This window comes from Paenibacillus glycanilyticus (genome assembly GCF_051200795.1).
GTDB lineage: Bacteria > Bacillota > Bacilli > Paenibacillales > Paenibacillaceae > Pristimantibacillus > Pristimantibacillus glycanilyticus.
In genome coordinates, this window is sequence record NZ_CP195155.1 from 4815401 (window position 1) to 4841184 (window position 25784).

At 51.7% G+C, this 25784-nt stretch carries 25 protein-coding genes and 1 tRNA gene; 8 read left to right on the forward strand and 18 right to left on the reverse strand.

All coding sequences use genetic code 11. The features are described from left to right. Positions 1-9: 9 nt before the first annotated feature. The 5 genes from ispG to ACR9FF_RS21770 all read right to left on the reverse strand — a co-directional run bounded on the left by ispG (position 10) and on the right by ACR9FF_RS21770 (position 5588). Complete coding sequence (gene ispG / locus ACR9FF_RS21750; protein ID WP_127494641.1) at positions 10-1119, reverse strand: flavodoxin-dependent (E)-4-hydroxy-3-methylbut-2-enyl-diphosphate synthase; 1110 nt, start codon at positions 1117-1119, stop codon at positions 10-12. Between the two features lie 91 nt (positions 1120-1210). Continuing rightward, complete coding sequence (gene clpX, locus ACR9FF_RS21755) at positions 1211-2467, reverse strand: ATP-dependent protease ATP-binding subunit ClpX (RefSeq protein WP_015846009.1); 1257 nt, start codon at positions 2465-2467, stop codon at positions 1211-1213. Between the two features lie 27 nt (positions 2468-2494). After that, positions 2495-3082, reverse strand: a complete 588-nt coding sequence (gene clpP, locus ACR9FF_RS21760) for an ATP-dependent Clp endopeptidase proteolytic subunit ClpP (RefSeq protein ID WP_127494642.1) — start codon at positions 3080-3082, stop codon at positions 2495-2497. Between the two features lie 219 nt (positions 3083-3301). Next, positions 3302-4606, reverse strand: coding sequence for a trigger factor (tig, locus tag ACR9FF_RS21765; RefSeq protein ID WP_127494644.1), 1305 nt, complete (start codon positions 4604-4606; stop codon positions 3302-3304). An 88-nt stretch (positions 4607-4694) separates the two neighbouring features. Beyond that, entirely contained in the window at positions 4695-5588 is an 894-nt protein-coding gene (locus ACR9FF_RS21770; RefSeq protein ID WP_435164679.1) for a hypothetical protein, read from the reverse strand. Positions 5589-5853: 265 nt separating this feature from the next. Between ACR9FF_RS21770 and ACR9FF_RS21775 the strand changes: the two genes are divergently transcribed. Beyond that, positions 5854-5930, forward strand: a tRNA-Arg gene (locus ACR9FF_RS21775). 108 nt (positions 5931-6038) lie between these two features. Here ACR9FF_RS21775 and ACR9FF_RS21780 read toward each other — a convergent pair. Continuing rightward, entirely contained in the window at positions 6039-6440 is a 402-nt protein-coding gene (locus ACR9FF_RS21780; protein ID WP_127494648.1) for a winged helix-turn-helix transcriptional regulator, read from the reverse strand. Positions 6441-6683: 243 nt separating this feature from the next. Here ACR9FF_RS21780 and ACR9FF_RS21785 point away from each other — a divergent pair, with 243 nt between their 5' ends. Beyond that, the gene (locus ACR9FF_RS21785) at positions 6684-7325 is read left to right on the forward strand and encodes an NAD(P)H-dependent oxidoreductase (RefSeq protein ID WP_435164682.1); all 642 of its coding nucleotides are present in this window, start codon (positions 6684-6686) and stop codon (positions 7323-7325) included. A 54-nt stretch (positions 7326-7379) separates the two neighbouring features. Here ACR9FF_RS21785 and ACR9FF_RS21790 read toward each other — a convergent pair whose 3' ends face one another. Together ACR9FF_RS21790 and ACR9FF_RS21795 are read right to left on the reverse strand one after the other, a co-directional pair. Next, a complete protein-coding gene (locus ACR9FF_RS21790; RefSeq protein ID WP_127494653.1) occupies positions 7380-7985 on the reverse strand; it encodes an AAA family ATPase in 606 nt (201 codons plus the stop codon). Positions 7986-8149: 164 nt separating this feature from the next. Next, positions 8150-8491 (reverse strand): hypothetical protein, encoded by a 342-nt coding sequence (locus tag ACR9FF_RS21795; RefSeq protein WP_435164686.1) that lies wholly within the window; start codon positions 8489-8491, stop codon positions 8150-8152. Positions 8492-8623: 132 nt separating this feature from the next. On the opposite strand from ACR9FF_RS21795, the gene asnB reads away from it, so the two are divergent. Continuing rightward, a complete protein-coding gene (gene asnB / locus ACR9FF_RS21800; RefSeq protein WP_127494657.1) occupies positions 8624-10468 on the forward strand; it encodes an asparagine synthase (glutamine-hydrolyzing) in 1845 nt (614 codons plus the stop codon). A gap of 203 nt (positions 10469-10671) precedes the next feature. On the opposite strand, the gene ACR9FF_RS21805 is transcribed toward asnB, so the two are convergent. The 3 genes from ACR9FF_RS21805 to ACR9FF_RS21815 all read right to left on the reverse strand — a co-directional run bounded on the left by ACR9FF_RS21805 (position 10672) and on the right by ACR9FF_RS21815 (position 13271). Then, a complete protein-coding gene (locus ACR9FF_RS21805; protein ID WP_435164689.1) occupies positions 10672-11304 on the reverse strand; it encodes an XTP/dITP diphosphatase in 633 nt (210 codons plus the stop codon). 4 nt (positions 11305-11308) lie between these two features. Further along, positions 11309-12046, reverse strand: a complete 738-nt coding sequence (gene rph, locus ACR9FF_RS21810) for a ribonuclease PH (protein ID WP_248760277.1) — start codon at positions 12044-12046, stop codon at positions 11309-11311. Between the two features lie 160 nt (positions 12047-12206). Further along, positions 12207-13271 (reverse strand): GerMN domain-containing protein, encoded by a 1065-nt coding sequence (locus ACR9FF_RS21815; RefSeq protein ID WP_201007601.1) that lies wholly within the window; start codon positions 13269-13271, stop codon positions 12207-12209. Positions 13272-13403: 132 nt separating this feature from the next. On the opposite strand from ACR9FF_RS21815, the gene ACR9FF_RS21820 reads away from it, so the two are divergent. From ACR9FF_RS21820 to ACR9FF_RS21830, 3 genes are all read left to right on the forward strand, one after another. After that, positions 13404-13943, forward strand: coding sequence for a phosphatidylglycerophosphatase A family protein (locus tag ACR9FF_RS21820; RefSeq protein ID WP_127494665.1), 540 nt, complete (start codon positions 13404-13406; stop codon positions 13941-13943). 130 nt (positions 13944-14073) lie between these two features. After that, positions 14074-14709, forward strand: coding sequence for an adenylyl-sulfate kinase (cysC, locus tag ACR9FF_RS21825; protein ID WP_435164694.1), 636 nt, complete (start codon positions 14074-14076; stop codon positions 14707-14709). Then, entirely contained in the window at positions 14706-15425 is a 720-nt protein-coding gene (locus ACR9FF_RS21830) for a sulfotransferase family 2 domain-containing protein (protein ID WP_317981054.1), read from the forward strand. The genes cysC and ACR9FF_RS21830 overlap by 4 nt, the downstream gene beginning before the upstream one ends. A gap of 43 nt (positions 15426-15468) precedes the next feature. Here ACR9FF_RS21830 and ACR9FF_RS21835 read toward each other — a convergent pair whose 3' ends face one another. After that, positions 15469-16455, reverse strand: a complete 987-nt coding sequence (locus tag ACR9FF_RS21835) for an MBL fold metallo-hydrolase (RefSeq protein WP_435164698.1) — start codon at positions 16453-16455, stop codon at positions 15469-15471. Between the two features lie 87 nt (positions 16456-16542). Beyond that, positions 16543-17613, reverse strand: a complete 1071-nt coding sequence (fni, locus tag ACR9FF_RS21840; protein WP_435164701.1) for a type 2 isopentenyl-diphosphate Delta-isomerase — start codon at positions 17611-17613, stop codon at positions 16543-16545. Between the two features lie 260 nt (positions 17614-17873). Here fni and nagB point away from each other — a divergent pair, with 260 nt between their 5' ends. Together nagB and nagA are read left to right on the forward strand one after the other, a co-directional pair. Beyond that, positions 17874-18599 carry a glucosamine-6-phosphate deaminase gene (nagB, locus tag ACR9FF_RS21845; RefSeq protein WP_201007595.1) on the forward strand — a complete coding sequence of 242 codons (726 nt, stop codon included), beginning with the start codon at positions 17874-17876 and terminating at the stop codon, positions 18597-18599. Continuing rightward, positions 18599-19777 carry an N-acetylglucosamine-6-phosphate deacetylase gene (gene nagA, locus ACR9FF_RS21850; RefSeq protein WP_435164705.1) on the forward strand — a complete coding sequence of 393 codons (1179 nt, stop codon included), beginning with the start codon at positions 18599-18601 and terminating at the stop codon, positions 19775-19777. Before nagB ends, nagA begins: the two co-directional genes overlap by 1 nt. Positions 19778-19892: 115 nt before the next feature. Here nagA and ACR9FF_RS21855 read toward each other — a convergent pair whose 3' ends face one another. The 5 genes from ACR9FF_RS21855 to mdh form a co-directional block, all read right to left on the reverse strand. Beyond that, on the reverse strand, positions 19893-20690 hold the full coding sequence (locus ACR9FF_RS21855; RefSeq protein WP_435164708.1) for a DeoR/GlpR family DNA-binding transcription regulator: 798 nt from the start codon (positions 20688-20690) through the stop codon (positions 19893-19895). Positions 20691-20692: 2 nt separating this feature from the next. After that, positions 20693-21649, reverse strand: coding sequence for a sugar kinase (locus ACR9FF_RS21860; protein WP_127494681.1), 957 nt, complete (start codon positions 21647-21649; stop codon positions 20693-20695). Between the two features lie 290 nt (positions 21650-21939). Next, positions 21940-22365 (reverse strand): hypothetical protein, encoded by a 426-nt coding sequence (locus ACR9FF_RS21865; protein ID WP_201007592.1) that lies wholly within the window; start codon positions 22363-22365, stop codon positions 21940-21942. Between the two features lie 112 nt (positions 22366-22477). Next, positions 22478-24646 (reverse strand): DNA helicase RecQ, encoded by a 2169-nt coding sequence (recQ, locus tag ACR9FF_RS21870; RefSeq protein ID WP_435164713.1) that lies wholly within the window; start codon positions 24644-24646, stop codon positions 22478-22480. A 93-nt stretch (positions 24647-24739) separates the two neighbouring features. Further along, positions 24740-25681, reverse strand: coding sequence for a malate dehydrogenase (gene mdh / locus ACR9FF_RS21875; RefSeq protein ID WP_201007590.1), 942 nt, complete (start codon positions 25679-25681; stop codon positions 24740-24742). Between the last annotated feature and the right edge of the window lie 103 nt (positions 25682-25784).

Below are 25784 nucleotides of genomic sequence, written 5' to 3' on the forward strand. Positions count from 1 at the left end.
GAGAGTTCGTTATGCATGCGCATGATTTTTGCGTCCCGGAATTTCGCCAGTCGCTTCGAATACGCGTACGATCTCGTCGATTTCTTTCTTAAGCTCGTTAAGAAGCTCTGCTTCCGGCACTTTGCGAATCATCTCTCCGTAACGGAACAACATGCCTTCGCCTCGTGCACCGGCAATGCCGATATCCGCCTCGCGAGCTTCGCCCGGGCCGTTAACCGCGCAACCAAGAACGGATACCTTGATTGGCACCTTCACCTTGGAGATATACTCTTCCACTTCGTTGGCGATCGAGAAGAGATCGATATCCAGGCGTCCGCAAGTCGGACAGGAAATAAGGGTTGCCGCGTTCGTAATCAGACCGAAGGTCTTGAGCAGCTCGCGGGCAACTTTCACCTCTTCCACCGGATCCGCGCTCAAGCTGATGCGAACCGTATTGCCGATCCCCATCGCGAGCAATGCGCCGATGCCAGCGGAGCTCTTGATGGTACCGGAATGAAGCGTACCGGCTTCGGTAATGCCAAGATGCAGCGGATACTTGATTTTCTCCGCAGCCATGCTGTAAGCCGCAATCGCCATCGGTACGTCGGACGCCTTCAGCGATACGATGATATCATGGAAATCCAGCTCCTCCAGAATGCCGATATGGAAGAGCGCGCTCTCCACCATCGCTTCCGGCGTAGGGTAGCCGTATTTCTCCAACAGATGGTTCTCAAGCGAGCCGGCATTAACGCCGATCCGGATTGGAATACCCCGTTCCTTGCAGGCCTTCACAACAGCTTCAATCTTCTCGCGACGGCCGATGTTACCGGGGTTGATCCGGACCTTATCAATGCCGTTCTCGATCGCCTGAAGGGCAAGACGGTAGTCGAAATGAATATCGGCAACAAGAGGAATATGAATCCGTTTTTTAATTTCCTTAATCGCATCGGCTGCTTCCTTATTGTTGACGGTAACCCGCACAATCTGGCAGCCCGCTTCTTCCAGACGCAAAATCTCGGCTACTGTAGCCTCTACATCAGCCGTTTTTGTTGTACACATACTCTGAATGATGACTTCATTGCTGCCGCCAATCGTCAGGTTGCCGACTTTGACCGGCACAGTATCCTTGCGCAAATACATAAAATGATCTCTCCCATGAACGTCAAAAGTCCACCCTTTGACGAGCGAAAAAATCCGCAGCCAAAGGGTGGAGGCAATGACGGTAATGAACTTAGGCGCTTTCTTCCTTCTTCTTGCCCTTTTTAGCAGTCAGCTCCGGCATGATTTTGTCTTTTACGTTTTTCTCCGTAATGAGACAAGTGCTCACGTCGTCGCGCGAAGGGACTTCGTACATCACTTCAAGCATAATGCCTTCGATAATGGCACGCAAGCCGCGGGCACCTGTGTTCCGTTTGATCGCTTCTTTAGCGATTGCTTCCAGAGCGGCAGGTTCAAAGTCCAGCTTCACGTTATCCATCTCGAGCAGCTTCTGGTATTGCTTCACCAAAGCATTCTTCGGCTCGGACAAAATACGCATCAGGGCTGCTTCATCAAGCGGCTCCAAAGTCGAAATAACCGGCAGACGGCCTACGAACTCTGGGATCAAGCCAAATTTAAGCAAGTCTTCCGGCAGAACCATGGACAGGTATTCGCCCGGCTTCAGGTCCTTTTGAACCTCGCCGGTCGAGCTGAAACCGATCACTTTTTTGCCGATCCGGCGTTTGATCAACGATTCCAGACCGTCAAATGCGCCGCCGCAAATAAACAGGATGTTCGTTGTATCGATTTGAATAAACTCTTGGTGCGGGTGCTTGCGTCCGCCTTGCGGTGGAACGGATGCAACCGTGCCTTCGAGGATTTTGAGCAATGCTTGCTGCACGCCTTCACCGGAAACGTCGCGAGTAATCGACGGATTCTCGGATTTGCGCGCTACTTTATCAATCTCATCGATATAGATAATGCCGCGTTCGGCCTTCTCTACATCGTAATCCGCAGCTTGAATGAGCTTCAGCAAAATGTTCTCAACGTCTTCGCCGACATAGCCGGCTTCCGTGAGCGAAGTTGCATCCGCAATCGCGAACGGTACGTTCAGAATTTTCGCCATCGTTTGGGCAAGCAGCGTTTTACCCGAACCTGTAGGACCTACAAGCAGGATGTTGGATTTTTGAAGCTCAACGTCTTCAATCTTGCTTTGCGAGTTGATCCGTTTGTAGTGGTTGTAAACCGCAACGGAAAGGGATTTCTTCGCAAATTCCTGACCGATTACGTACGAATCAAGAATAGCGCGGATATCCTTTGGTTTCGGAATGTCCTTCAGATCAAGCTCTTCCTCATGCCCAAGCTCCTCTTCCACGATTTCCGTGCAGAGCTCGATGCATTCGTCGCATATATAAACGCCGGGACCGGCAACCAGTTTACGTACTTGCTCCTGGGATTTTCCGCAGAACGAGCATTTCAGCTGGCCCTTCTCATCATTGAATTTAAACATGCCATATTCACCCCTTCGATTAAATCCTTAGGATACCGGAGTCGTTATTACTTTGTCAATCAAACCGTAATTCAGAGCGTCTTCCGCGCTCATGAAATTATCGCGGTCCGTATCGCGGTCGATCTTCTCGTAAGGCTGACCGGTACGCTCCACATAGATTTGATTCAGCTTTTGCTTCGTCTTCAGGATCCAGTCCGCATGGATTTTAATATCCGATGCCTGGCCGCGTACGCCGCCAAGCGGCTGATGAATCATAACTTCCGCATTCGGAAGGGCGAAACGTTTGCCTTTCGCGCCGGCAGTAAGGAGGAGCGAGCCCATGCTTGCCGCCATGCCCATGCAAATCGTGGATACGTCAGGCTTAATATATTGCATTGTATCATAGATCGCCATACCGGCCGTTACCGAGCCGCCAGGCGAATTAATGTACAAGTGGATGTCTTTCTCCGGGTCGTCGGCCGCCAGAAAAAGCAGCTGTGCGATAACAGAGTTTGCTACATCATCATCGATAGCGCTCCCGAGAAAAATGATTCTGTCCTTGAGCAAGCGCGAGTAAATATCGTAAGACCGTTCTCCGCGATTCGTTTGTTCTACTACGATAGGTACCAGATTCATGCGACCAACCTCTTTTCTATTATGGCTTTTTGGTTCATGTTTTCTATTGTATCACGTCAAATGATCAATGTCATTTTTCCATAATACAGTATACGGTGAGCATCGCTCGATATGTACTGAAGATCATTCTTCAGGTAAGGCTCTTGCATTATGTAGGGTGAAAAGAAGGCACGTATCTGACGATGACGTGCCTTTTTTCCTATTTATTCAATTGATCTATTACGCTCCAGCAACTTCGGCTGTTTTGCTGTTTTCAACGAGGAATTCAATCGTTTTGCGAAGCTCGATGTCTTCTTTCAAGCTGTCGATTTGACCGTTTTTCTCGAAGATGTCGCGAAGCTCAGCCGCAGGACGGTTGTAAGCTTTCGACAGGGATTCGAGCTCTTCGTTTACGTCTTCTTCCGAAACCTGAATGTTTTCCGCTTTAGCGATTGCATTCAGAACCAGGTTGTTGCGAACGCGTTTTTCTGCGTCTTCTTTCATTTGGTCGCGCAGAACTTGCTCGCTTTGGCCGGAGAACTGGTAGTACAGGTCGATATTCATGCCTTGCATGCGAAGACGATTCTCGAAATCGCGGAGCATAAAGTCAACTTCCGTGTTGATCATTGGTTGCGGTACTTCTACTTCGGCAGCTTCAGCCGCTTTTTCGATTACAGCGTTTTGAAGGTTGCGTTCCGCTTCGCCTTCTTTGTTTTCTTTCAGCTTGGAGACAAGATCCTGCTTGTACTCTTCAAGAGTGTCGAATTCGCTGATGTCTTTTGCGAACTCATCGTCGAGAGCTGGCAGGTTTTTGCGTTTGATTTCATGCAGTTTTACTTTGAACACAGCTGGTTTGCCAGCCAGGTTCTCAGCATGGTAGCTTTCAGGGAATGTTACTTCAACATCCTTGAAGTCGCCTGTTTGCATGCCAACAACTTGATCTTCGAAGCCTGGGATGAACGAGTTGGAACCCAGTTCAAGGGAGTAGTTTTCCGCTTTGCCGCCGTCGAATGCTTCGCCGTCTACATAACCGTCGAAGTCGATTACAGCGATGTCGCCGTTTTGAGCAGCACCTTCTTCAACAACAGTCAGCTCAGCGTGGCGTTGTTGCAGGCGCTCCAGTTCAGCGTTAACTTCTTCGTCGCTAACCGTCGCTTCAAAGGATGGAACTTCCAGACCTTTGTACTCGCCGAGAGTAACTTCAGGGCGAACGATAACTTTAGCTTTGAATTTGAACGATTGGCCTTTGGCGAATTGTTCAACGTCGATTTCCGGACGGTCAACAGGACGTTGTTCCGTCACTTTAACTGCTTCTTCGTAAGCTTGCGGCAGCAGGATGTCGATTGCATCCTGGTACAGGCTTTCCACGCCGAAACGGGATTCGAACATTCCACGAGGCACTTTACCTTTGCGGAAGCCAGGTACGTTTACCTTTTGAACGACTTTCTTAAATGCTTGATCAAGTGCTGCAGCGACTTTCTCAGCATCAACCTCAACGTCGATCGACACGAGGTTCTTGTCTATTTTTTCCCAAGTTGCTTTCATTTTATGCTTTCCCCTCCAAAATTACGCATCACGCCAATTAGTATTCGCTTCATAAACCACTCTATTATAATCAACCTTGGCCATCATTTCAAGGCTGATGATCATCTTCGGTAGATTGCTGCATGGCAGCTACCTGCCGAAGAGTCCTGCATGCCTGCTCGTAACGGAACCTTAATGGTTCGGTTATGCCGTACGCCTCGCGGATATCGTCATCGTTCGCGGAGCCGTAAACCGTGAGCAGCAAGGTTAAATGGAGCGCGGCCGCATAGCTGTCGACCGTCTCGTCGTCCTCTCTCTGCATCCACTGGTAGGCCGAAGTTCCATACAGAAATTGGAGACTTTCCTTCCACAGTTCCCTGGCAAAATGAGGAAGAGTCGGATCGTCCGCTTCCGTCACGGCTTCCACCCGCTCCAGAATCCGGATGACGGGCTGCGGAAAATCATCCAGCGCCAGCGGCGTCGCCTCTATATCAAGCTCCACCTTCTCGCCCATCCGGTCAAGCATGACAATTCCCGATATATCCCGCTTCTTCAGGCATTGCAATGCCTTGAATTGCACAACCGGGTGAATGGTATTGCCGCCCGAGCCCGTAAGCCAGTCCAGCATAACCTGGTCCACTTCTGGCGAGTGTATGTATGCCGCGCGTTCCAGCGCCAGGATCTGCTGATCGATCATCGGATGATGCTCCATAATATAGAGCACTTGCTTAATATAAGCCTCATCCTGCTCCGGCGGGTTTAGGAGCTGCTCCCGGAAGCTCTCTTCGCTCTCTCCCACCTCCTCGTCCGCGCCGCTTGGCGTGCCGGCGCCTTCGGAGCCCGGAAAGGCCATTTCCAGCCAGGTAAGGAGGCTGCCCCATTCCTCGTAATGCCGTTCATCCTCACCGCGGCACTGCAGCAGGAAGCGGAGCAGGTTTTTGGCTTCGCCGTATTGCTCGGATTCCAGCATGCGGGTGAGCTGAATTTGATAATGATCCAGCATCTTCGGAAATAAATATACGTTATCTGGTGTAGTTATGGTATCACCGCCTTATCGGTCAAACCGCATCATTCGTCTGCCTATTGCTTGCGTTCGATTATATCACGGAACCTATAAATATAAAAACTTACTTCCCTTTAGTCTTGATTTTCTATTCGCGCCTATGCTATATTTACCAAGCGAATTTGATTCACGGGTACGGTTCAAGACTTTTAAAAAAATACCGCTTGCCAAGTTTATCAATTACATGCTATACTCATTCTTACGTGTCCCAGTAGCTCAGCCGGATAGAGCACACGCCTTCTAAGCGTGCGGTCGGGGGTTCGAATCCCTCCTGGGACGCCATTTTTATGCCTGTTAATAACCCGCAATTCCTTGTTCATCAAGGGATTGCGGGTTTTTTGCGTTGTTTTCGGACACATCCCAAGGAATTCCCCGCAAGCCGTACTTCCGTTACGCTTCAACCCCGCAGCTGCTAATGGACTCGCTATTCCTGGTCATTACGTTGTTGGTTTCACGATTGGTCAGAACGGTTTTCTCATGGGTCACGCCCCAGTCCCTCATCAGTATGATAAGCGGCCTTAACGATTCGCCAAACTCGGTTAGCGAGTATTCCACCCTTGGCGGGATTTCCTTGTAAATTTCCCTGTGGATGACGCCGTCGCTTTCCAATTCCCTCAATTGCAGCGTAAGCATGCGCTGCGTGATCCGTGGAAACAGTCTGCGCAGCTCGTTAAAGCGTTTAGGCCCTTCCGTCAAATGGTACAGAATAACGCCTTTCCACTTGCCGCCGATGACGTCTACCGTGACGGTAACCGGGCAACCGAAATTAATGATATCCGTTTTATTGTCCATGATTAAACTCCTTCGCTTTGAAACTATAAGCTGTTTTTTCCTTGCCAATCCTTTAGTATCTTTTTTAATACTATCACACAATATTGATATTATCCTACAAAAATGTGCGTACTTGTTGCCATGCATACGGGAATGTAAGATCTAATTTATCAACGCGTTGATCAATAACCGGATACATGGAAGGAAGGCACTAATAATGAATAACGTACAAATCGTGAATACCGCGCAAAAAAGAAAGAAATTTTGGATGCATACGCATTCCGGCATGCCACCAAGCAATTTGATCCCGACCGGAAAATCTCCGACGAGGATTTTCGGTTTATATTGGAAACGGGAAGACTATCTCCGAGTTCCGTCGGGTTTGAGGGATGGAAATTCCTCGTCGTTCAGAACGAAGAGCTCCGGATGAAGATCCGCGAAGTTTCTTTCGGCGGACAAGGACAGCTCCCTACCGCAAGCCACTTTGTCATTCTTCTTGCCCGCAAGGATGTAAGATACGATTCCAAATACGTCGAGTACATTTACAGGAATATCAAGGGCTTGTCGGATGAGGCATTCAAGCAGATTCCATCGGTGTACAAGAACTTCCAAGAGAATGATATTCGCATCCTTGATAACGAAAGAACGCTGATTGACTGGGCATCCAAGCAAACGTATATTCCACTTGCCAACATGATGACGGCCGCTGCGCAAATCGGCATCGATTCATGCCCGATGGAAGGGTATAACAAAGAAAAGGTTACGGCTATTTTGAAGGATGCGGGCATCCTGGACGAGGAAGTTTACGACCTGTCGGTCATGGTAACTTTCGGGTACCGCGCTGCTGAGCCGAAACATCCGCAAACCCGGCGTCCTTTAGATGAAGTTGTCGAGTGGGTGCATTGAGAAAGAGACCCGCAGCGCCTTATTCTGCAAGGCGCCTGCGGGTCTCTGGTTGATTTATACGGTAGCTGCGGATTTGCTCGCAACAAATTGATAAAGCGTCTCTACATGCTCGTCCGTCATTTCGCAGCTGTTGTCGTAAACAAGAATGGAAGATTGCGGGATATCCCAATGAATATCCGGCACAAAGGCTACGCGTTTCTCGAAATGCGACCAGTTGTCCAGCTTCCATTGGTCGCGTTCGGTCTGGCGCCCGATAATGCGGTTCTTCTGAAGCTCAATGTTCTCGAGCGTAACCACGATTACTTTTACGTCCACTTGCTCTCTCGTAAGACCCGCACCCGAGATGACTTCCTCGATCCAAGCATTATTTTTAAGCTCTGCCGTAAAGGGAGAGATCATAAACACGTTTTGTCCGGCAGCCAAATTCTCGATGCAAATATCTTTGGTTGTGTCGTATTCCAAATCGCGAAGGTTTTGTTTGTAGAAATCCGAATCCCGGTCGTTCTTGTCGAGCCCGTTGCGTTCCAGCATCGCCTCAACGAAACGTCCCCCTACCGTATCGCGGTCCAGAAAAGCAGCCGGAATGCGTTCCGAAATTTTTCTGGCTACGGTTGTCTTGCCTGTGCCTGCCACACCTACGAAAAACACTAACTTTTGCAATGCTTGATGCCTCCACCTTAATACTAGTTTTATCCTTCCATTGTACCACTCCTTGCCCAATAAAGGTATCACAAAGGTAACAAAATCCGTCAGTTTCGGACATTCCCCTTACAAAAAAAGGATAATGTTCTCCTGAGAGCGTCATTATCCCTTGTTGGTCTATTTTATAGACGGCCCGGATCCAAAATTCCCATCGCCTCTACGTGCTTCCTGGTCGTCTCGGTTCCATGCTCGTGTATAAACAGATAAATATCGCGGAGAATGGCGTCGTACCCCGCATTCATCCTCTTGTCGGAAGGCTCGTCCTGCAAAGTTCCCACCGAATAATTGTAATGTCCCGTTATCGCCTCATCCATGCTGGATAAATCCTCGAACATCACCTGCAGCTGATTAAATTCCTCATCGTTTGCCAAAACCTCCAGCTCGTAGGAGGCCGCTCCCTGATCCCGCAAAATTTGCCCGGCCTGGACCGAGACATAATATTTTTTACGCTCATCGCCTGACATAGGTGAATACTCAGCTCCTTTTCACAAACATGCTCTTTTAGCATCCCCCGGCGGACAGACATTTTATCCCTTTTTTCCGCATATAACGGATATTATCGCTACAGGAGTCCAGCAGAAGAGAGGAATGAGATTATGTGTGGAATAACCGGCTGGATCGATTGGACCCGGGATTTAACCCAGGACAGCAGCAGCCTGATCAAGATGACCGAGACATTAGCGCTGCGCGGACCTGATGCGTCGGGTACATGGATTTCATCCCACTGCGCGCTTGGCCACCGAAGGCTTAGCGTTATTGATCCCGAGAATGGCGCTCAGCCGATGATTCGGCGCTCGGGCGATGACACATATGTCGTTGTCTATAACGGCGAGCTTTACAACGCGCTTGAGCTGAGGAAAGAGCTGGAGGACCGCGGCAGAACCTTTACGACCCACTGCGATACGGAAGTTCTTCTGGTGTCTTACATGGAATGGGGCAAGGCTTGCGTCGAACGGTTCAACGGCATTTTTGCCTTTGCAATTTGGGATGTTACCGAACAGGAGATGTTCCTGGCCCGCGACAGACTAGGCGTCAAACCGTTGTTCATCAGCTTTGCGGATGGACTTTTTATTTTTGGTTCCGAGCCAAAAGCCATTCTGGCCCATCCGGCTGTCAAAGCCGAAGTAGGGGCCGAAGGGTTGGCGGAAATCTTTATCATCGGTCCTGCCCGCACGCCGGGCCAAGGGATTTACAAAGACATTACGGAGCTGCTGCCCGGGCAATGCATGACGGTTACCCGCTCCGGCGTCCGCAAGACGAAATATTGGAGTCTTGAGACTATCCCACACGAAGAAGATGTGGAAGCGACCGCCGAGCATGTAGGCGAGCTCTTGAAGGATACTACCGAACGCCAGCTGGTATCGGACGTGCCGGTTGGGACGCTGCTCTCCGGAGGTCTCGACTCCAGCGCCTTAACCGCGTTAGCCGTGCGTTATTACGAGCAGACCGGCCAAGGCAATGTAAACACGTATTCCGTAGATTACCGGGATAACGACAAGCATTTCAAGGCGCATGCCTTCCAGCCGAACAGCGACGCTCCTTGGATTGAGCGCATGGTTTCCCATCTGGATACGATCCATCATCCGATCCAGTTCGATACGCCGGAGCTGGTTGGCGCGCTGCGCGATGCAACGCTGGCTCGCGATTTGCCGGGCATGGCAGACGTCGACGCCTCCCTCCTGCTGTTCTGCCGCGAGATTAAAAAGGGTGCCACCGTTGCGATTTCCGGTGAAGCGGCGGACGAAATCTTTGGCGGTTATCCATGGTTCCACCGCGAAGAAGCGCTAAGCGCCAATACGTTCCCTTGGTCCCTTGCTTCTTCGATGCGGGCCGATCTTCTTGCGCCGGACGTTGCGGCATGGATCAAGCCGATTGATTATATCAACGACCGTTATGCGCAGGCGATTGCCGAGGTGCCTCATCTGGACGGAGAGTCCGAGACGGTACGAAAAATGCGCAAAATGTCGTACCTGAACATTACCCGCTTCATGCCTACTCTTCTCGATCGTAAGGACCGGATGAGCATGGCCGCCGGGCTGGAGGTGCGGGTGCCGTTTTGCGATCACCGGCTCGTGCAGTATGTCTGGAATATCCCTTGGGAAATCAAGACGGCCGGCGACCGCGAGAAGGGTATCCTTCGTCGGGCGTTACGCGGCGTGCTGCCCGAAGACGTGCTGACACGCAAGAAAAGCCCGTATCCGAAAACGCATAATCCGAATTATCTCGCGGCCGTTAAAGGCCTTGTATTGGATATATTAAACGATCCTTCATCTCCGCTGCTTCCGCTCATTAATGCAAGCAAGATCAGAGAGCTCGCTGAGTCGGATTCGGCAAAATCGAATATACCGTGGTTTGGTCAGCTGATGTCCGGACCGCAGCTTTTTGCTTATTTGTATCAGGTGAATACTTGGCTGAAGGAGTATGGGGTGAGCGTGAAGTAAGTGTGGAGTGATAATCGCTGCGCATTCGAATGTTCTTCCGGTCGCTGTTGTTTCCCGATTCCTTGAACGTATAGGAGAAGGTTGGAATCGGGAGAACAAAGGCGAACGTTACACTCCTCCAGAATCATTCGATCGCTCCGCTCACCAAACCTTAAAAAAGAGAAAAAAACGTCACCGGCGGAATCCGGTGACGTTTTTTTGCGTTAGTTAGCTTTCAGTTTCTCGATCAGCTTAGCAAGAGCATTGCCGCGATGGCTGATCCCCTGCTTCTCTTCCTTGGACAGCTCCGCCATCGAGCGGTTAAGCTGAGGAAGCCAGAATAACGGATCGTATCCGAATCCGCCTTCGCCGCGAGGCCGTTCGGCAATATAGCCGTCAACCGTGCCTTCCGTCTCGACAAACTCGCCGGTTACCGGATCGTATAAGGCAAGCACGCAGACGAATTGCGCGGAGCTTAACAGCCGCGTGCCGTCCGCAAGAGGTTCTGCCGCATCCGGCGCATTCAGGCGCTTCAGCTCTTCCAGCAGCTTGGCGTTATTCGAAGCATCCGTAGCGCCTTCTCCTGAGTACCGAGCCGAATAAACTCCCGGTGCTCCGTCAAGCGCCTTTACCCGTAAGCCGGAATCATCGGCGAGCACGGGGACGTGAAACGCGTCTCCTGCCGCTTTCGCTTTAATCCGGGCATTGGCGGAGAACGTATCGCCATCTTCCACGATATCCGGGAAATCGGGATATTCGTTCAGGCTGACAACCGTCCGGCCAAGCTTCGCGAAAGCATGGGCGAATTCCCTAACCTTGCCTTCGTTTTTCGTTGCGATCAATATAGGCTGTGCCATTTCATTACCCTCCGATCCGGTCCGCGATCTCTCCCAATACCGAACGCTGCTTCTCGATCAATTCCTCGATCCCGCCTTCCGCCAGCTCGAGCAGCTTGTTCAGCTCTTCTCGCGAGAACGGAGAGTCTTCGCCCGTGCCCTGCAGCTCGACGAATTTGCCTTCTCCGGTCATGACCACATTCATGTCGACCTTCGCTTTGGAATCCTCGTCGTAGTTCAGATCCAGCAGCTCGCGCTCCTGTATAACGCCAACGCTAACCGAGGCGAGGAAAGCCGTAATCGGATATTTGGCAAACTGCGTTGTTTTCGAAAGCTTGTTAACGGCGAGACATAGCGCTACGAAAGCGCCCGTAATCGACGTTGTGCGCGTACCGCCATCCGCCTGGATAACATCGCAGTCCAGGGTAATCGTCCGTTCGCCCAGCGCCTGCAAATCCACGACAGAGCGCAGCGCTCGTCCGATCAGACGCTGAATTTCCATCGTACGGCCCGACAGCTTCCCTTTTGCCGACTCCCGATGGTTACGGGTATGGGTAGCTCGCGGCAGCATCGAATATTCGGCCGTAATCCAGCCCTTGCCTTGTCCCTTCATGAAAGGCGGAACCCGCTCTTCAACGCTGGCGGTACAAATGACCTTTGTCTCGCCTACCTCAATCAGAACGGAGCCTTCCGCATATTTGTTAACTCCTGTCGTTATCGTAACGGGCCGAAGCTGGTTCGGTTGCCGACCGTCTGTCCGCATTCTTATGTTCCTCCTGAATCATTCGCTTTTGCTTATGTACTGACTATGCAATCTTTCCTATTTTACCAAAGCAGCCTGCGAAAAGCATCTTTTCCGACAAAAAACAGTCCCGACCGGTCTGAGCGACCAGTACGGGACTGCTTTTAAAGTAGATGGTTTCTTAGCTTTTTATCGCATTGACATGATGAGGACGGGATACCGGCTTGCTGTAATCCACGTTATTCTCGTCGGTTACCGTCTGGCCGTTCAGCGTAATTTGAACTTGCGCGGCACCGGTGTTCTCCGTAATCGACAGGACGATCGCTTCGAGCATCTCGGCCGGAGCAGGGAGACCCGTCTCAAAAGCCTGATCCTTCAGATCTACCGTCACCGTATCATCCTTCTGTTTGATGCTGTTCACTTCAACATCGTTAGTAAGAACCGCCGTCAGATTCTTGGCGTTCAGCGGGCCGGTAATAAGCTGCTCCATAGCCGCTTGCGCGGAGGACTCGTCGGTACGGTTAATCAAACGCGTAACTGGGACATAATACTGTTCGTCATTGGCGGTTTGCGACGAGAAGTAGAGAGTTACCGGCGTGGAGTTCAAATAGTTGACTCCGTCAGCAGCCTCAAGGTTGATCCCTACGGAACGAGTAAGCGGCTCGTCAAGCGGGAAGCCGCCCTGCGGCATTTCCGGCAGCTTCGCGCCGTCATACCACACTTCAACGCCTTTTGCTCCCATTGCCGTCAGTGTCCAAGTAATGGCTTCAACGATTGTACGCTCGTCCGTTGCAGGGTAATCCGTAAACGTTCCGCCGAATTCAACCGTAGCAATTTGCGTTTTTTGATCGATGTGAAGCGACTTCACTTCCGTGCCTTTTGGCAGTACCGCACGGAAATCTTCCGGCAGCTGGCTTGCGAAGCTTCCGCCGTCCACCATAATTTCGAGAGCTTTCTTGCCGGCTTCCTCTACCGCATTCTGCGTAAGCGGAGCTTTCAGCGACACCGGAGCGAGGTAACCGTTGCGATCTTCCAGATACACGGTCAGGTTGGAGTCTTCATCTTGTCCAGGCATAACAGCCTGTCCCGTATTTGTACCATCTACGTTACCTGTTGATGCGGTTTGCTGCGGCGGGTCGATTTCCCCTTTCGTATCCTGCGAAATCAAGCCGCATCCTGTTGCAAGAATGGGAAAAACCAGCACACCGCAAATTGCTGCACGGCGAATCCATCTTGTTTGAGTCATTGAAATTTCCTCCCAAATAGTGTATTGCCTGTTCGGCGACTTTGTACATTTGTTGATTTGTAGTACTATGTATACGAGCCCTTCCCTTTTTTAGACCAGTTTTGTCCACAAAATCTGAGGGGGTTAACGAAATTGTTCAAACAAGTCACTTACAGCTTAAACAGCCGCGAAGTCGCGGAAGCCACCAATGAATGGCTCGACAAACGCGGGGTATCCAAAACATCTATTGCACAGCTCGTGCATTTTCTTCAGAAGGATTATTATCCCGAACTGACGCTGGACGAGTGCATCGCTAACGTGGAAGCCGTTCTGTCCAAAAGAGAAGTGCAGAATGCCGTATTAACCGGCATCCAGCTCGATCTTCTGGCGGAAGAAGGCAAGCTGATGGCTCCGCTGCAAGAGATGGTCCGGAATGACGAAGGCCTGTACGGATGCGATGAAATATTGGCTCTTTCCATCGTTAACGTATACGGCAGCATCGGGTTTACTAACTTTGGCTATATCGACAAGCTGAAGCCGGGTATTCTGAAAAAGCTGAATGACAAGAACGACGGTCAAATCCATACTTTCCTGGATGATATCGTTGGAGCAATTGCCGCTGCAGCCGCAAGCCGTCTGGCTCACCGCAAGCAAGCCGGGCGCGAAGAAGAAGCGGAAAGATTAAAGGAATAGAAACTGGCGAAAAAAGCTGTCCTGCATTGCAGGACAGCTTTTTCTATGACGCGGCTCCTCTCCGAACCTTTTCTATAATCTGGAATAGTTTAGTAGTAAAAGCAAAATGCGAGAGGAGTGGCCAGCAAGAATGAAAGAGAGGAATGAGAGACATATCAAATGGCATACCTCCGGTATAACCCGAGAAGACAGAGAGCGAATGAATGGTCACCGTAGTTGTATCCTTTGGCTGACCGGCCTGTCCGGTTCCGGCAAATCCACTTTAGCTGCGGCTATAGAGTATGAACTGCATAAACAGCACTGCCGCACCTACATTTTGGACGGCGACAATCTCCGGCACGGAATAAACCGGGATCTAGGCTTTGGTCCGGAGGATCGGTCGGAGAATATCCGCAGGATTGGCGAAATAGCGAAGCTGCTTGCCGATGCCGGCATGATAACGATTGTGGCCGCGATCTCCCCCTACAGACAAGACCGGGACAAAGTGAGGGCACTGTGTAAAGCGGGCGATTTTATCGAGGTATACGTGCAATGCACGGTTGAGGAATGCGAGCGCAGAGATCCAAAAGGATTGTACAAAAAAGCAAGATCCGGGGAAATCATGCATTTTACCGGCCTTTCTGCCCCCTATGAACCGCCCCTTCGGGCAGAGCTTATACTTAAGACGGATGAACGCTCCGTAGCCGATTCGGTTATCGAAGCGATGGCCTACATTCGGAGTCGGCTGCTTGCCCCCTCAAGCCTCGAAACAGAGATGGAACCATGACGAACAAGCTGCTATTTTATTTGCATATTCCAAAAACGGCTGGCTCCTCGTTTACCCAGACGATCACCGATAATTGTCCGAACACCGTTCATTTCCATACGCTGACGGACGGCATTCAATTAAGCGAGCAGCTTATCGACGCGGATGCCTTATGCGGACATTTCATTTACGGCATTCATCATTTTACAAAGCGGCCTTACCGGTATATTACGATGCTTCGCCATCCTCTCGAACGGACCCTCTCCCATTTTTACTTCAAGTATAAAAATCCTGCATACGAAGTCTCTTACGATAAAGAGCTTACCTTCGAGGAGTATGTTCTTAACCCTTACTACGATGCCGAGTACTGCAATCTTCAAGCCAGGATGATAACGGGCGAAATCAATAACCCGTATCCGAGTTTCAAAAAAGCCCGCTCTCATCTAGACAAACATTTCGCTTTTGTCGGCCTTGCGGAGCAATATGACATTTCGTTATTTCTGCTTGCGCAAATCATGAACTGGAAACCGCAGTATTACCCTAAAGTCAATGTCACGCCTAACCGCCCGGCATACAGCACGTTATCCGGCGATGCCATCAAAAACGTCATTCTAAAAAACGAGATTGACCGGAAGCTGTATGAGCATGCCTGCAACCGATTTAACGAAAGCGTATTGGACTTGTCATCCGAACAAACGAATCAGCTCAAAGCCTATTTAAGAGCGGCCAGAAGTTAAAATAAAAAAGGCCTCACAACTGTGAAGCCTTCTTCCTATTCCTTTATTCGGCAGTCCGGAACATGACCGTATCCGGCGTACCTGTCCGAATCACTTTCCCCCGCTTCTCCAAATAATGGAGATGGGCAATCGTCTCCGACATGGCAAAGCGCAAATTATGGGGATTCGTCCTCAGATGACCGCCAAATTGATGCTCGCATACTTCAAAAGCACTGCTTGGCTCCCGAAGCATATCCCACATTTTACTCAGCCGACGTTTATGATGCTCTTTTATTTCAAAGATCCGGTTTATAAAATCGTCAAACGGCTCCCGATGGCCGGGGAAAGCCAGCTTCACCTTGTAGCCTAACAACTCGTCCAGGCTGTTTAGGAAACAGCCAAGCGGATCTTCTTCCTCACCCGGGTTAAAAGCAATATTCGGCGTGATATGGGGCAATACCTGATCTCCGCATATCATGATTTCCTTATTGGGCTCGTAGAAGCACAGCTGCCCGAAAGCATGTCCCGGGGCATCGATCATTTGCCATTCCGTTCCGCCAAGCCAAATCGTTCCGCCAGCTTTCAGGTAGGTCACTTCAGGCTGCGGCGATACTTGGCGGACAAATCCGTCCAGGTTGTTCTTAATGTCGAGCGTCAGCTCATCCGGCATCCCGTGGATGGCGAAATGCGCGCGGAGCTCCTCCGAGTACGTGCTGCTCTCTCCCCACAAACGACGCGTATAACCGTGGGAACGTGCCGATATATACACGGGCGCGCCCGTCCGCTCTTGGAAATACCCGGCAAGACCGTAATGGTCCGGATGCTGGTGCGTAAGCACAATGCGTTTGATTTGCTCCATGCTTAAACCATGGTTAAGGAATACCTCCTCCCAAGCCGCAAGCGCGTCATCCGTATGCAGACCGGGATCAATAACGGTATATGCCCCGCCGTCCTCTGGAATCAAATAGCTGTTAACCCATTTTAATGAAAAAGGAAGCGGAATTTTCGCTTGTATCCATCCGCCGTCCCACACCTTTGTCTCCACCGTCATGGATGCTGTGCCCTCCCTATACGCCATTCAACCATCGTATACCCAACCGACAGTCTAGTATTCGCCTAACTTCTCGTACTTAATTGCTTACCGCGCTGGAATAAGCCGGGTTGTATGCTGAAGATCGGTAATCGACGCGGCGCCGATTCCGAACATAGCCGCTCGCAGTTCAAATTCAATACGCTCGAACTGCTCAATGAGCTGCTCGACCGATACCCTTGTCTCTCCGTTTGCCGCTCGCGGAAGAAGAGCCCGTCCAAAGCCTGCAATATCGGCGCCAAGCGCAATCGACTTCGCCGCATCAACGCCATGCTGAAGACCGCCGCTCGCAATGACGGTCGTATTCGGAAGGCGGCTTTTCACTTCCTTTATGCTCTCGGCGGTCGGAATCCCCCAGCCGGCGAAAGCTTCGGCCGCGAGCCTTCGCATCGGATCATTCTGGCGGTATTTTTCCACCTGGCTCCAGGATGTTCCGCCCGCTCCCGCTACATCTATAAAGGCTGCGCCTGCCGAAGCAAGAGCCGCAGCCGTACCGGCGTCAATTCCCCAGCCTACTTCCTTAACTCCCACAGGCACGGACAAAGCGCGGCATACCTCCTCAATCCGGGGCAGCAACGAGCGGAAGTTCGTATCCCCCTCAGGCTGAAACACTTCCTGCATGCTGTTCAGATGAAGAACAAGCGCATCGGCCTCCGCGATTTCCACCGCCCTGCGGCAGGCATCGACCCCATAACCGTAATTGAGCTGAACGGCGCCCAGATTTGCGATCACGGGTACGGATGGCGCGATATCTCTTATATAAAAGGAAGCCGCCAACTCCTCTTGTTCGATTGCGGCCCTCATTGATCCCAGGCCAATCGCCCAGCCTCTTGTTTCCGCCGCTTCGGCCAGGCGCCGGTTAATCGCTCCTGCTTCGTTTGTGCCTCCAGTCATCGAACTGACCAGCAAGGGCGTTCGCATGCGGCGCCCCAGCCATTCCGTATCCAGCCTGATATCGTCAAACGCGATTTCGGGAAGGGCATTATGACGGAAACGAAATTGGTCAAATCCCGTCTCAATTCCTTCCCCCGTTACGTTCTCCTGCAGGCAAATGCGGATATGCTCGCTTTTGCGTTTCGATGTGGAAGCGCTTGCCCCCGATATTTGCTCTACTGTCATATAGGGCAATCCTCCTATTTGTATAGCCAACCTCCGCCGTATGCTAAATGGCCACAGGCATTTAAGCATAAGCTTTAAGCTTTGCGAGAATACTTTTGTTCATCATAACCCAGCGATCGGGAGCGGAGCAAGGATAGGACAAGACCCGACTGTATTTTTGACGTTTACAATCATTAAAATGAAATTTACAATCAATTTTGTTGTTAAAATGAATAATATAATTTAGAATAGAGTCAAATGAGATTGAGGGGGCATCTTCCATGGACGTACGGATTTTTGACACGCAATTAGAGCTGGACGCCTTTGCGGCCGAGCTATTCACCGATATCGTTAAATCGAAGCCAAACGCGGTACTAGGACTTGCAACAGGATCGACACCCGTAGGCATTTATGCCAAAATGGTAGAGAAATACCGCAAAGGCGATGTATCCTTTGCCGATGTTACGACGTTTAACCTTGACGAATATGTCGGGCTGAAGCCTTATAATGATCAAAGCTACGCTTATTATATGAACAAGCATTTATTCGCTCATATCGATATTCCGGATACGCAGACTTTTCTTCCAAACGGCATGGCGGAGGATCTTGAAGCGGAATGCGCGCAGTATGACCGCATGCTGCTGGAACGGCAGATTGATGTCCAGCTTCTCGGAATCGGCCATAACGGCCATATCGGCTTTAACGAGCCGGATCATGCTTTATCGGGCGAAACTCACGTCGTGAAGCTGAAGGATGAGACCCGGGAAGCGAATGCGAGATTTTTCGCCAGCATGGACGAAGTGCCGGAATACGCGATTACGATGGGCGTTGGCTCCATTCTGAAAGCAAATTCGATTGTTCTCGTGGTACGCGGCGCGGATAAAGCGGATATCGTCAAACAAGCGTTGACCGGCCCCATTACGACGGAGGTACCGGCATCCTTGCTCCAGACGCATCCGCGCGTAACCGTGCTTCTTGACCGCGAGGCGGGAAGGATGTTGGGATAATGACACAACCAGGCGGCAATTCGCTGCTCATTCATAACGTAAAGATCGTTCTGGAAGACCGCGTGACGGAAGGCAGCGTAAGCATCAAGGACGGTATTATTGCTAGCGTTAATGAAAGCAAGCTAGAGACAACGGGCTATGATCAAGTTCTGGACGGACAAGGCGCTTGGCTGCTTCCGGGCTTTATCGATGTCCACGTGCACGGCGGATTCGGCGGAGATTTCATGGATGCCAATGAAGAAAGCTACGACACGATTACGAAGTTCCATGCTTCCCAAGGCACGACCGGGATGCTGGCTACAACCGTAACGGCCTCACAAGAAGCGATTGAAGCGGTATTCCAAGCAACCAGCACTTATATGAAAAAAGATATGCCGTTCGCTCCGCTGCTTGGCGTCCACCTGGAGGGACCTTTTATCAGCCTCAAGTGGATTGGAGCCCAAAATCCGGCCTTCCTGTCGCCGCCGCGTATCGACTGGCTGGAGGATTGGACGGCGCGTTATCCGGGCATTCTCAAGCTGCTGACGCTCGCTCCCGAGAATGAAGGCGCCATCGACGCAATCAAATGGCTGTCCGACCATAACGTCGTTGTCGCATGCGGCCATACCGACGCAACCTTTGAAGTGATGACGCAAGCGGCGGAAGCCGGACTTACGCATGCCGTTCATACTTATAACGCCATGCGCCCGCTTCATCACCGCGAGCCGGGTACCGTAGGCGCCGTGCTGACCGATGACCGGATTTACGCGGAGCTTATCGCGGACGGCCATCACGTGCATCCTGGAGCGATCAAGCTGCTCGCTTCCTCCAAGCCGGAGGATAAGCTTATTCTTATTACCGATGCGATCTCCGCGGCCGGAAGACCGGATGGCTTGTATGACCTTGGCGGACTTCCCGTTATCGTGAAGGATGGCGTAGCAAGGCTGCAGGAAGGCAATCTGGCCGGCAGCAGCTTGACGATGATTAACGCTTTCCGTTACATGCTGGAGAATTCCGGGTTATCCGTCCATGAGATCAGCCGTTATGCCAGCGCCAACCCTGCAAGACAGCTCGGCTTGTTCAAGCTGACCGGCTCCATCGCGGTTGGCAAACAAGCGGACCTGGTGCTTGCCGAACCCGATTTCGGCAAAGTACGGTCGACTTGGGTAAACGGCAGACAAGTCTACTCGGTCGAGTAAAACAAAGAGCGGTTGAAGGGGATGATCTCCCTTTCAACCGCTCTTTCTATTTTTCGGCTAGGCCGCGCGAAAGTCATCTTACGACTTTCACGCGGCCCTTATTCTATTGGGCAAGCTATTCCTGCTCCGCTGCCACATGGACAACGATCCGATGCTGTCCGGCTTTGTCCGCCAGATCTCCCGTTAACGGCACATCGGTAATAAAAGCCTGCAGCTCGGGCAGCGCAGCGATCGAGAATAACGAGGTCTTGCCTACCTTTGTCTGGTCAAACACCGCATACGTGGTATGCGATCGTTTGATAAGCGCCTTGGCAATCTGGGCTTCCTGTTCAGAGTAGGTCGTAATGCCGCCGGCAGCGGATATACCGTCCACTCCGATGAACATTTTGCCGATATTCAGATGCGCGACCATTCCTTCGCCAAGCGGCCCGCATAGCTCAAAGCTGTTATGCCGCATAATGCCGCCGGTTACGACAACCTGGACGCTGCTGCCCGCAAGCTCCATCGCGATATTGACGGCGTTGGTAACAACGGTAATCCCGCTTCTCAGCTTAAGCAGCTTGGCAATCAGATAGTTCGTTGTTCCGCCCGACAAGCCAATCACATCGCCTTCTTCAATAAGCGATGCCGCTTTGGCGGCGATACGCTCCTTCTCCAGATACGACAGCCCTTCCCGTTCCGCAAACGCCGTGTCGCGGACCGTATTCATGCCGTCATACATCGCACCGCCGATGGTTCGAATGATCGGATAAGTCGCTTCCATTTGCTCCAGATCGCGTCTAGCCGTCGCCTCCGAGCAATCAAAGCGTTCCACCAGCTCTTGAATCGTAATGCGTCCTTGCTGCTTGAGCAGCTGCAAAATCGCTTCGCGGCGGCGCTGCCCCTTGGATCCAGAAACGTTCGAATCAGCCATTGTTATCGCTCCACCCACGCTTTAGAGGACATGCGCTGTTCAACGGCGCTCCACTCCGGAAGAGCCTCCCAGTCGCCGCGCATTTGCACGACAAGCGAGCCGTTGATGCTGGCCAGGCCAACCGCTTCCACCGGCGTCATGCCTTTCATCACGCCAGCGAGGAAGCCCGCGCAGAAGCCGTCACCCGCTCCAACCGTATCGACTACCTTCTCGGCCGGATAGAAAGGTACGCTTACTTCTTCGCCGTTATCAAGCACAACCGTCGTGTCGCCAAGTCCTTTAATAACCGTAACCGCTTTGAGCTGCTTCAGCTTTGCCTTCACTTCCTCGAAATCATCCGTCTGGTACAAAAGCTTCAGCTCGTCCCAACCCGGCAGGAAGTAATCCGCTTCTTCGGCAAGAGGGAGCAGCACTTCTCGCGCTTCTTCAATCGACCATAGCTTAAGGCGCAGATTCGGGTCAAAACAAATCTTTATGCCAGCCTCTTTTGCAATCTGCACGGCCCGAAGCACCGTTTGCTTCGCGCTTTCGCTAAGAGCCGTCGTAATGCCCGTAATATGGAGCAGCTTGGCTCCGCGGATATAATCCGCATCCAGCTCTTCCGGTGTCATCCGGCTTGCCGCGGAATGCTTGCGGTAGTAATGAACGGCAAGGCGGCCCGCTACCTGTTCGCGGAACATCATGCCTGTCGGGGCTTCGTCGCTGAATTTCACGCGCGATACGTCAACGCCTTCCCCTCGAAGCGTTTTCACAATCATGCGGGCGAATGGATCGTTGCCAAGCGCGCCGAACCACCCAACGGAGCATCCGAGTCTTGCAAGTCCGATTGCCACGTTGCTTTCTGCGCCGCCAAAGCCTTGCTCCAGCGTTGCTGCCCGTTCCAAAGCCTTATGCTCCTGCGGCATAAACAATGCCATCGATTCCCCAAAGGTTACTACGTCTGGTGATGACTGATGCACGATTTCCCCTCCTAAAAAGAATTACTACACAAATAGTCATAACAGTGACTATTGTAGTAATTCTTACTTCGTAAGCATTAACTTAAAGAATTACTACACAAATAGTCGTTCAATGACTACTGTAGTAATTCTTACTTCGTAAGCATTAACCTAAAGAATTACTACACAAATAGTCATAACAGTGACTATTGTAGTAATTCTTACTTCGTAAGCATTGACCTAAAGAATTACTACACAAATAGTCATAATAGTGACTAATGTAGTAATTCTTACTTCGTAAGCGTGGATTGTTACTTGTACATAGGGAAAGCCATGAAATAAATAACAACCACGTAAAGAACCAATACGATCAAGCTGAACGTACGTGCTTTCGCGATATGACCCGTCGCGCTTTGTCCGTCCTGAATGGAGGATACGATACGCTTAAGCGGCTTCGACATAATGCCGGAGATCGCAGCGATCGCGAGGAACAGGACTGTTACGATAATCATCCAGGCAACGGAATAATCCGCCTGCGACATCAGGTAACCGCCCGTCAGCAGCTGAATAATAAGCGCATATTGCACAATCCGGTTTGCCGATACGAGACCGTCAGCCAGTCCGCCTTGTCCGAGGCCGGCAAGCTTAGTCGCTTTGCCAATCATGATCGGAAGGACGATATAAAAGCCCATCCCGACTGCCCCTAGCAAGTGTAAAAAGAAAAACACATCATTCATGAAATACCCTCCTGCATATGCGTAATCTACCAATAAGTATACTAAATGCCTGTCCGAAACACAAAGCCGAGCCTTAAGGAATACGGCATTTCAAGGGCATTTTCGGCAATGTTCAAGATTTCGTCTTAAAGCCGTGTTTGGCGATTACTCCATGGATGGCGAAATAGTCGACTTCCTCCGGAAGAGCATCTTTAAGAGGCCTCAGCTTGTCCCAGCCCAGCTCCCCGATGACCTGTACAATCCGGTCCTCGTACTGCTCCGGAATGATCCGGCTCCAATCGAGCTCATGCCCCTCTTCCGCGCAGCGGATCAAATGGCCCTCTATCGTTACCCGGCTGAGTCCACGCTCTTCCGCGATAGCCGCAGTCTCCAGACCGGCATTAAACCGCTCCAGCGTCTGAACATGGCTTGGCGTTTCCTCCGAGGATGCCGGAGGACGCACTGCCGGCTGCCGTCTTGGCGCTGCGCTGATGCTAGCCGTAGCGGTACCGCCCTCGCTTCCGGCATGAGCCTGGATAATCGCGAGCACTTCATCGCCGTATTTGCTTGCCTTGGCTGCGCCAATCCCTTTCGTCTGCATCAGCTGCTCCTCCGTAACGGGCCGGATATCGGCCAGCTCCTTCAGCGTCGCATCGAAGAACAGCATAAACGGAGGCACGTTCTCTCTTGCCGCTGCTTCCTTGCGCCATTGCTTGAGGGCGTCAAACAACGGAGAAGAAGCTGCTCCGCCGTCTCCCGAGGCGCTTCGGCGAACGCTGGTCCGCAGGCGCTGCATCACGGTCTCCTTGCCCTCGAGGATCGGCAGGGCGCTTGCCGTAAGCGATACGGTCGGATACTGCCCTTCGCTCATCCGGAGATACCCTTCCGCTACCAGCCAATACAGCCAATCGGCAATCTCCTTCTCCGGCCAATTGCTGAAGAGCCCGTAAGTGGTCAGTCGGTCTAGACCGAACTCGAGCAGACGTTTGTCCCTCGAGCCTTTGAGCACCTTGGCCGCCATCGTAACGCCAAACCGCCCTTTCATCCGGCCTACGCAGGATAAGGCTTTCTGGGCCTCGGCCGTCCGGTCAACCAGCTCGCTTTTATCCAGGCAGTTGCTGCATTTTCCGCAAGGCTCAACGCCCTTCTCACCGAAATAATCAACGATGTATTGCTGAAGGCAGCGCTGCGTGCGGCTGTAGTTCATCATGTTATGAAGCTTGGACAGCTGGACCGATTTCCGGTATTCATCGCCCATGCCTTGTTCAATCAGGAAACGCTGTACCTGGACATCCTGCGGTTCGAACAGCAGCACGCATTCGCTCTCCTCGCCGTCCCGGCCGGCACGTCCCGCTTCCTGATAGTAGGACTCGATATCGCCCGGCATCTGCCAGTGAATCACGTAACGGACGTTGGGCTTGTCGATCCCCATGCCGAAAGCGTTGGTTGCTACCATAATGCGGAGCTCGTCAAACCGGAAGCGCTCCTGCGTCTCCGCCCGCTCCGTATCGGACAGCCCGCCATGATATTTACCCGCTGCAATCCCTTTTCGAACCAACAGCTCCTGCACCTGCTCCGCTTCTTTCCTCGTAGCCGTATAGATAATGCCGGATTGATCCTCGCGCTCGCGCAAAAACTGCTGCAGAAAGTTTTTCTTGTCCCCTCCGCTTACAACCGAGAGAGACAGGTTAGGCCTTGCAAAGCCGGTCACGAAAACATTCGGTTCCCGCAAACCAAGCATCGCCGTAATGTCTGCGGCTACCTCCTGCGTTGCTGTTGCCGTAAATGCCGACACTAGCGGACGGTTAGGCATTTTGCCGATCCAGCCGGCCAGCTGCCTGTAGCTTGGACGGAAATCATGCCCCCACTGCGACACGCAGTGGGCTTCGTCGATCGCAATCATCGGGATGTGGAGCTGCTCGGACAAGGTCGTAAACATAGGAGCATCCAGCCGCTCCGGCGCCACGTACAGCATCTTGTACTCGCCTCGAAGCGCATTGCGCAGGATGGTCCGGTACTCCTCCGCTCCAAGAGAGCTGTTCAGAAACGCCGCCGGCACGCCAAGCCGGTTTAAAGCATCCACCTGATCCTTCATTAACGAGATGAGCGGCGAAATAACGATAGAGGTCCCGGGCATAAGCAATGACGGAATCTGATAACAGATCGACTTCCCTCCGCCTGTTGGCAGAATGGCAAGCGTATCGCGCCCCTCCAATATTCCTTCGATAATATCCTCTTGGCCTGGACGAAACGTATCGTATCCGTAGACCTTTTTCAGCTCGCTCCGTGCCTGCTGAAGCACGTCGATTCCCCCTTCCGTAATCACAATAAGGACCCTGGCAGCTAAGTGTCAGGGTCCTCCCAAACGAAACTTTATGAGTGTATGGCCTATCGGTTAGCCCGTCACTACTTTAATTACATTTTGAACGGATTCGGCCGATTTGTCCAGAGCCGCTTTTTCTTCCGCGGTCAGTTCAAGCTCGATAACCTTCTCGATCCCGTCTCCGCCGATAATCGTAGGCACGCCCATAAACAGATTGTTATAGCCGTACTCGCCTTCAAGCAGGGCAATGACCGGCAGAATGCGTTTCTTGTCTTTCAGGATCGCTTCCGTCATTTGTACAAGCGATGCCGCAGGCGCATAGTAGGCCGAACCGTTGCCAAGCAGGTTAACAATCTCGCCGCCGCCAACGCGGGAACGCTGCACGATCGCTTCAATGCGGTCAGCCGGGATCAGCTTCTCGATCGGGATACCGCCGACATTGGAGTAACGAACGAGCGGCACCATATCGTCGCCATGTCCGCCAAGCACAAAGCCGCGCACATCCTCTACCGAGACGTTCAGCTCCTGCGCGATAAAGGTGCAATAACGCGCGGTATCCAGAACGCCGGATTGGCCGATCACGCGATTTTTAGGAAAACCAAGCGTCTGGTAAGCCACGTAAGTCATGGCATCCACCGGGTTAGAGAGAATAATGACATAAGCATTTGGACTTGTCGCCTTTACGCTTTCGCATACCGAGCGGACGATTCCGGCATTGGTGTTAACCAGGTCATCGCGGCTCATGCCGGGCTTGCGGGCAACGCCGGCCGTGATAATAACAACGTCGGAGTCCTTCGTGTCGTCGTAATTGGATGTACCCGTAATGTTGGCATCCAGGCCTTGAACTGGCGTGGATTCCAGCATATCAAGCGCTTTGCCTTTTGTCGGATTCTCCAGTTGCGGAATATCGACCAGCACAATATCGCCAAGTTCCTTCTGAGCGGCCATCAGAGCCGTGGTTGCGCCTGTAAAGCCTGCGCCTACAACTGTAATTTTTCTGCGTTTAATAGCCATTAATGTAACCCTCCTATACTTGTATTAACATCTGCATTATTGCCAAAAGTCATCCAAATAAGATAGAAGATAAGCGTAAAAGGCTGGTTTTATGGAAAAAAAA

Coding starts and splice junctions, on each gene's coding strand:
- ispG (WP_127494641.1), bottom strand. CDS start 1,119: ATGTATTTGCGCAAGGATACTGTGCCGGTCAAAGTCGGCAACCTGACG.
- clpX (WP_015846009.1), bottom strand. CDS start 2,467: ATGTTTAAATTCAATGATGAGAAGGGCCAGCTGAAATGCTCGTTCTGC.
- clpP (WP_127494642.1), bottom strand. CDS start 3,082: ATGAATCTGGTACCTATCGTAGTAGAACAAACGAATCGCGGAGAACGG.
- tig (WP_127494644.1), bottom strand. CDS start 4,606: ATGAAAGCAACTTGGGAAAAAATAGACAAGAACCTCGTGTCGATCGAC.
- ACR9FF_RS21770 (WP_435164679.1), bottom strand. CDS start 5,588: ATGCTGGATCATTATCAAATTCAGCTCACCCGCATGCTGGAATCCGAG.
- ACR9FF_RS21780 (WP_127494648.1), bottom strand. CDS start 6,440: ATGGACAATAAAACGGATATCATTAATTTCGGTTGCCCGGTTACCGTC.
- ACR9FF_RS21795 (WP_435164686.1), bottom strand. CDS start 8,491: ATGTCAGGCGATGAGCGTAAAAAATATTATGTCTCGGTCCAGGCCGGG.
- asnB (WP_127494657.1), top strand. CDS start 8,624: ATGTGTGGAATAACCGGCTGGATCGATTGGACCCGGGATTTAACCCAG.
- ACR9FF_RS21805 (WP_435164689.1), bottom strand. CDS start 11,304: ATGGCACAGCCTATATTGATCGCAACGAAAAACGAAGGCAAGGTTAGG.
- rph (WP_248760277.1), bottom strand. CDS start 12,046: ATGCGGACAGACGGTCGGCAACCGAACCAGCTTCGGCCCGTTACGATA.
- ACR9FF_RS21815 (WP_201007601.1), bottom strand. CDS start 13,271: ATGACTCAAACAAGATGGATTCGCCGTGCAGCAATTTGCGGTGTGCTG.
- cysC (WP_435164694.1), top strand. CDS start 14,074: ATGAAAGAGAGGAATGAGAGACATATCAAATGGCATACCTCCGGTATA.
- ACR9FF_RS21830 (WP_317981054.1), top strand. CDS start 14,706: ATGACGAACAAGCTGCTATTTTATTTGCATATTCCAAAAACGGCTGGC.
- ACR9FF_RS21835 (WP_435164698.1), bottom strand. CDS start 16,455: ATGACGGTGGAGACAAAGGTGTGGGACGGCGGATGGATACAAGCGAAA.
- fni (WP_435164701.1), bottom strand. CDS start 17,613: ATGACAGTAGAGCAAATATCGGGGGCAAGCGCTTCCACATCGAAACGC.
- nagB (WP_201007595.1), top strand. CDS start 17,874: ATGGACGTACGGATTTTTGACACGCAATTAGAGCTGGACGCCTTTGCG.
- nagA (WP_435164705.1), top strand. CDS start 18,599: ATGACACAACCAGGCGGCAATTCGCTGCTCATTCATAACGTAAAGATC.
- ACR9FF_RS21855 (WP_435164708.1), bottom strand. CDS start 20,690: ATGGCTGATTCGAACGTTTCTGGATCCAAGGGGCAGCGCCGCCGCGAA.
- ACR9FF_RS21865 (WP_201007592.1), bottom strand. CDS start 22,365: ATGAATGATGTGTTTTTCTTTTTACACTTGCTAGGGGCAGTCGGGATG.
- mdh (WP_201007590.1), bottom strand. CDS start 25,681: ATGGCTATTAAACGCAGAAAAATTACAGTTGTAGGCGCAGGCTTTACA.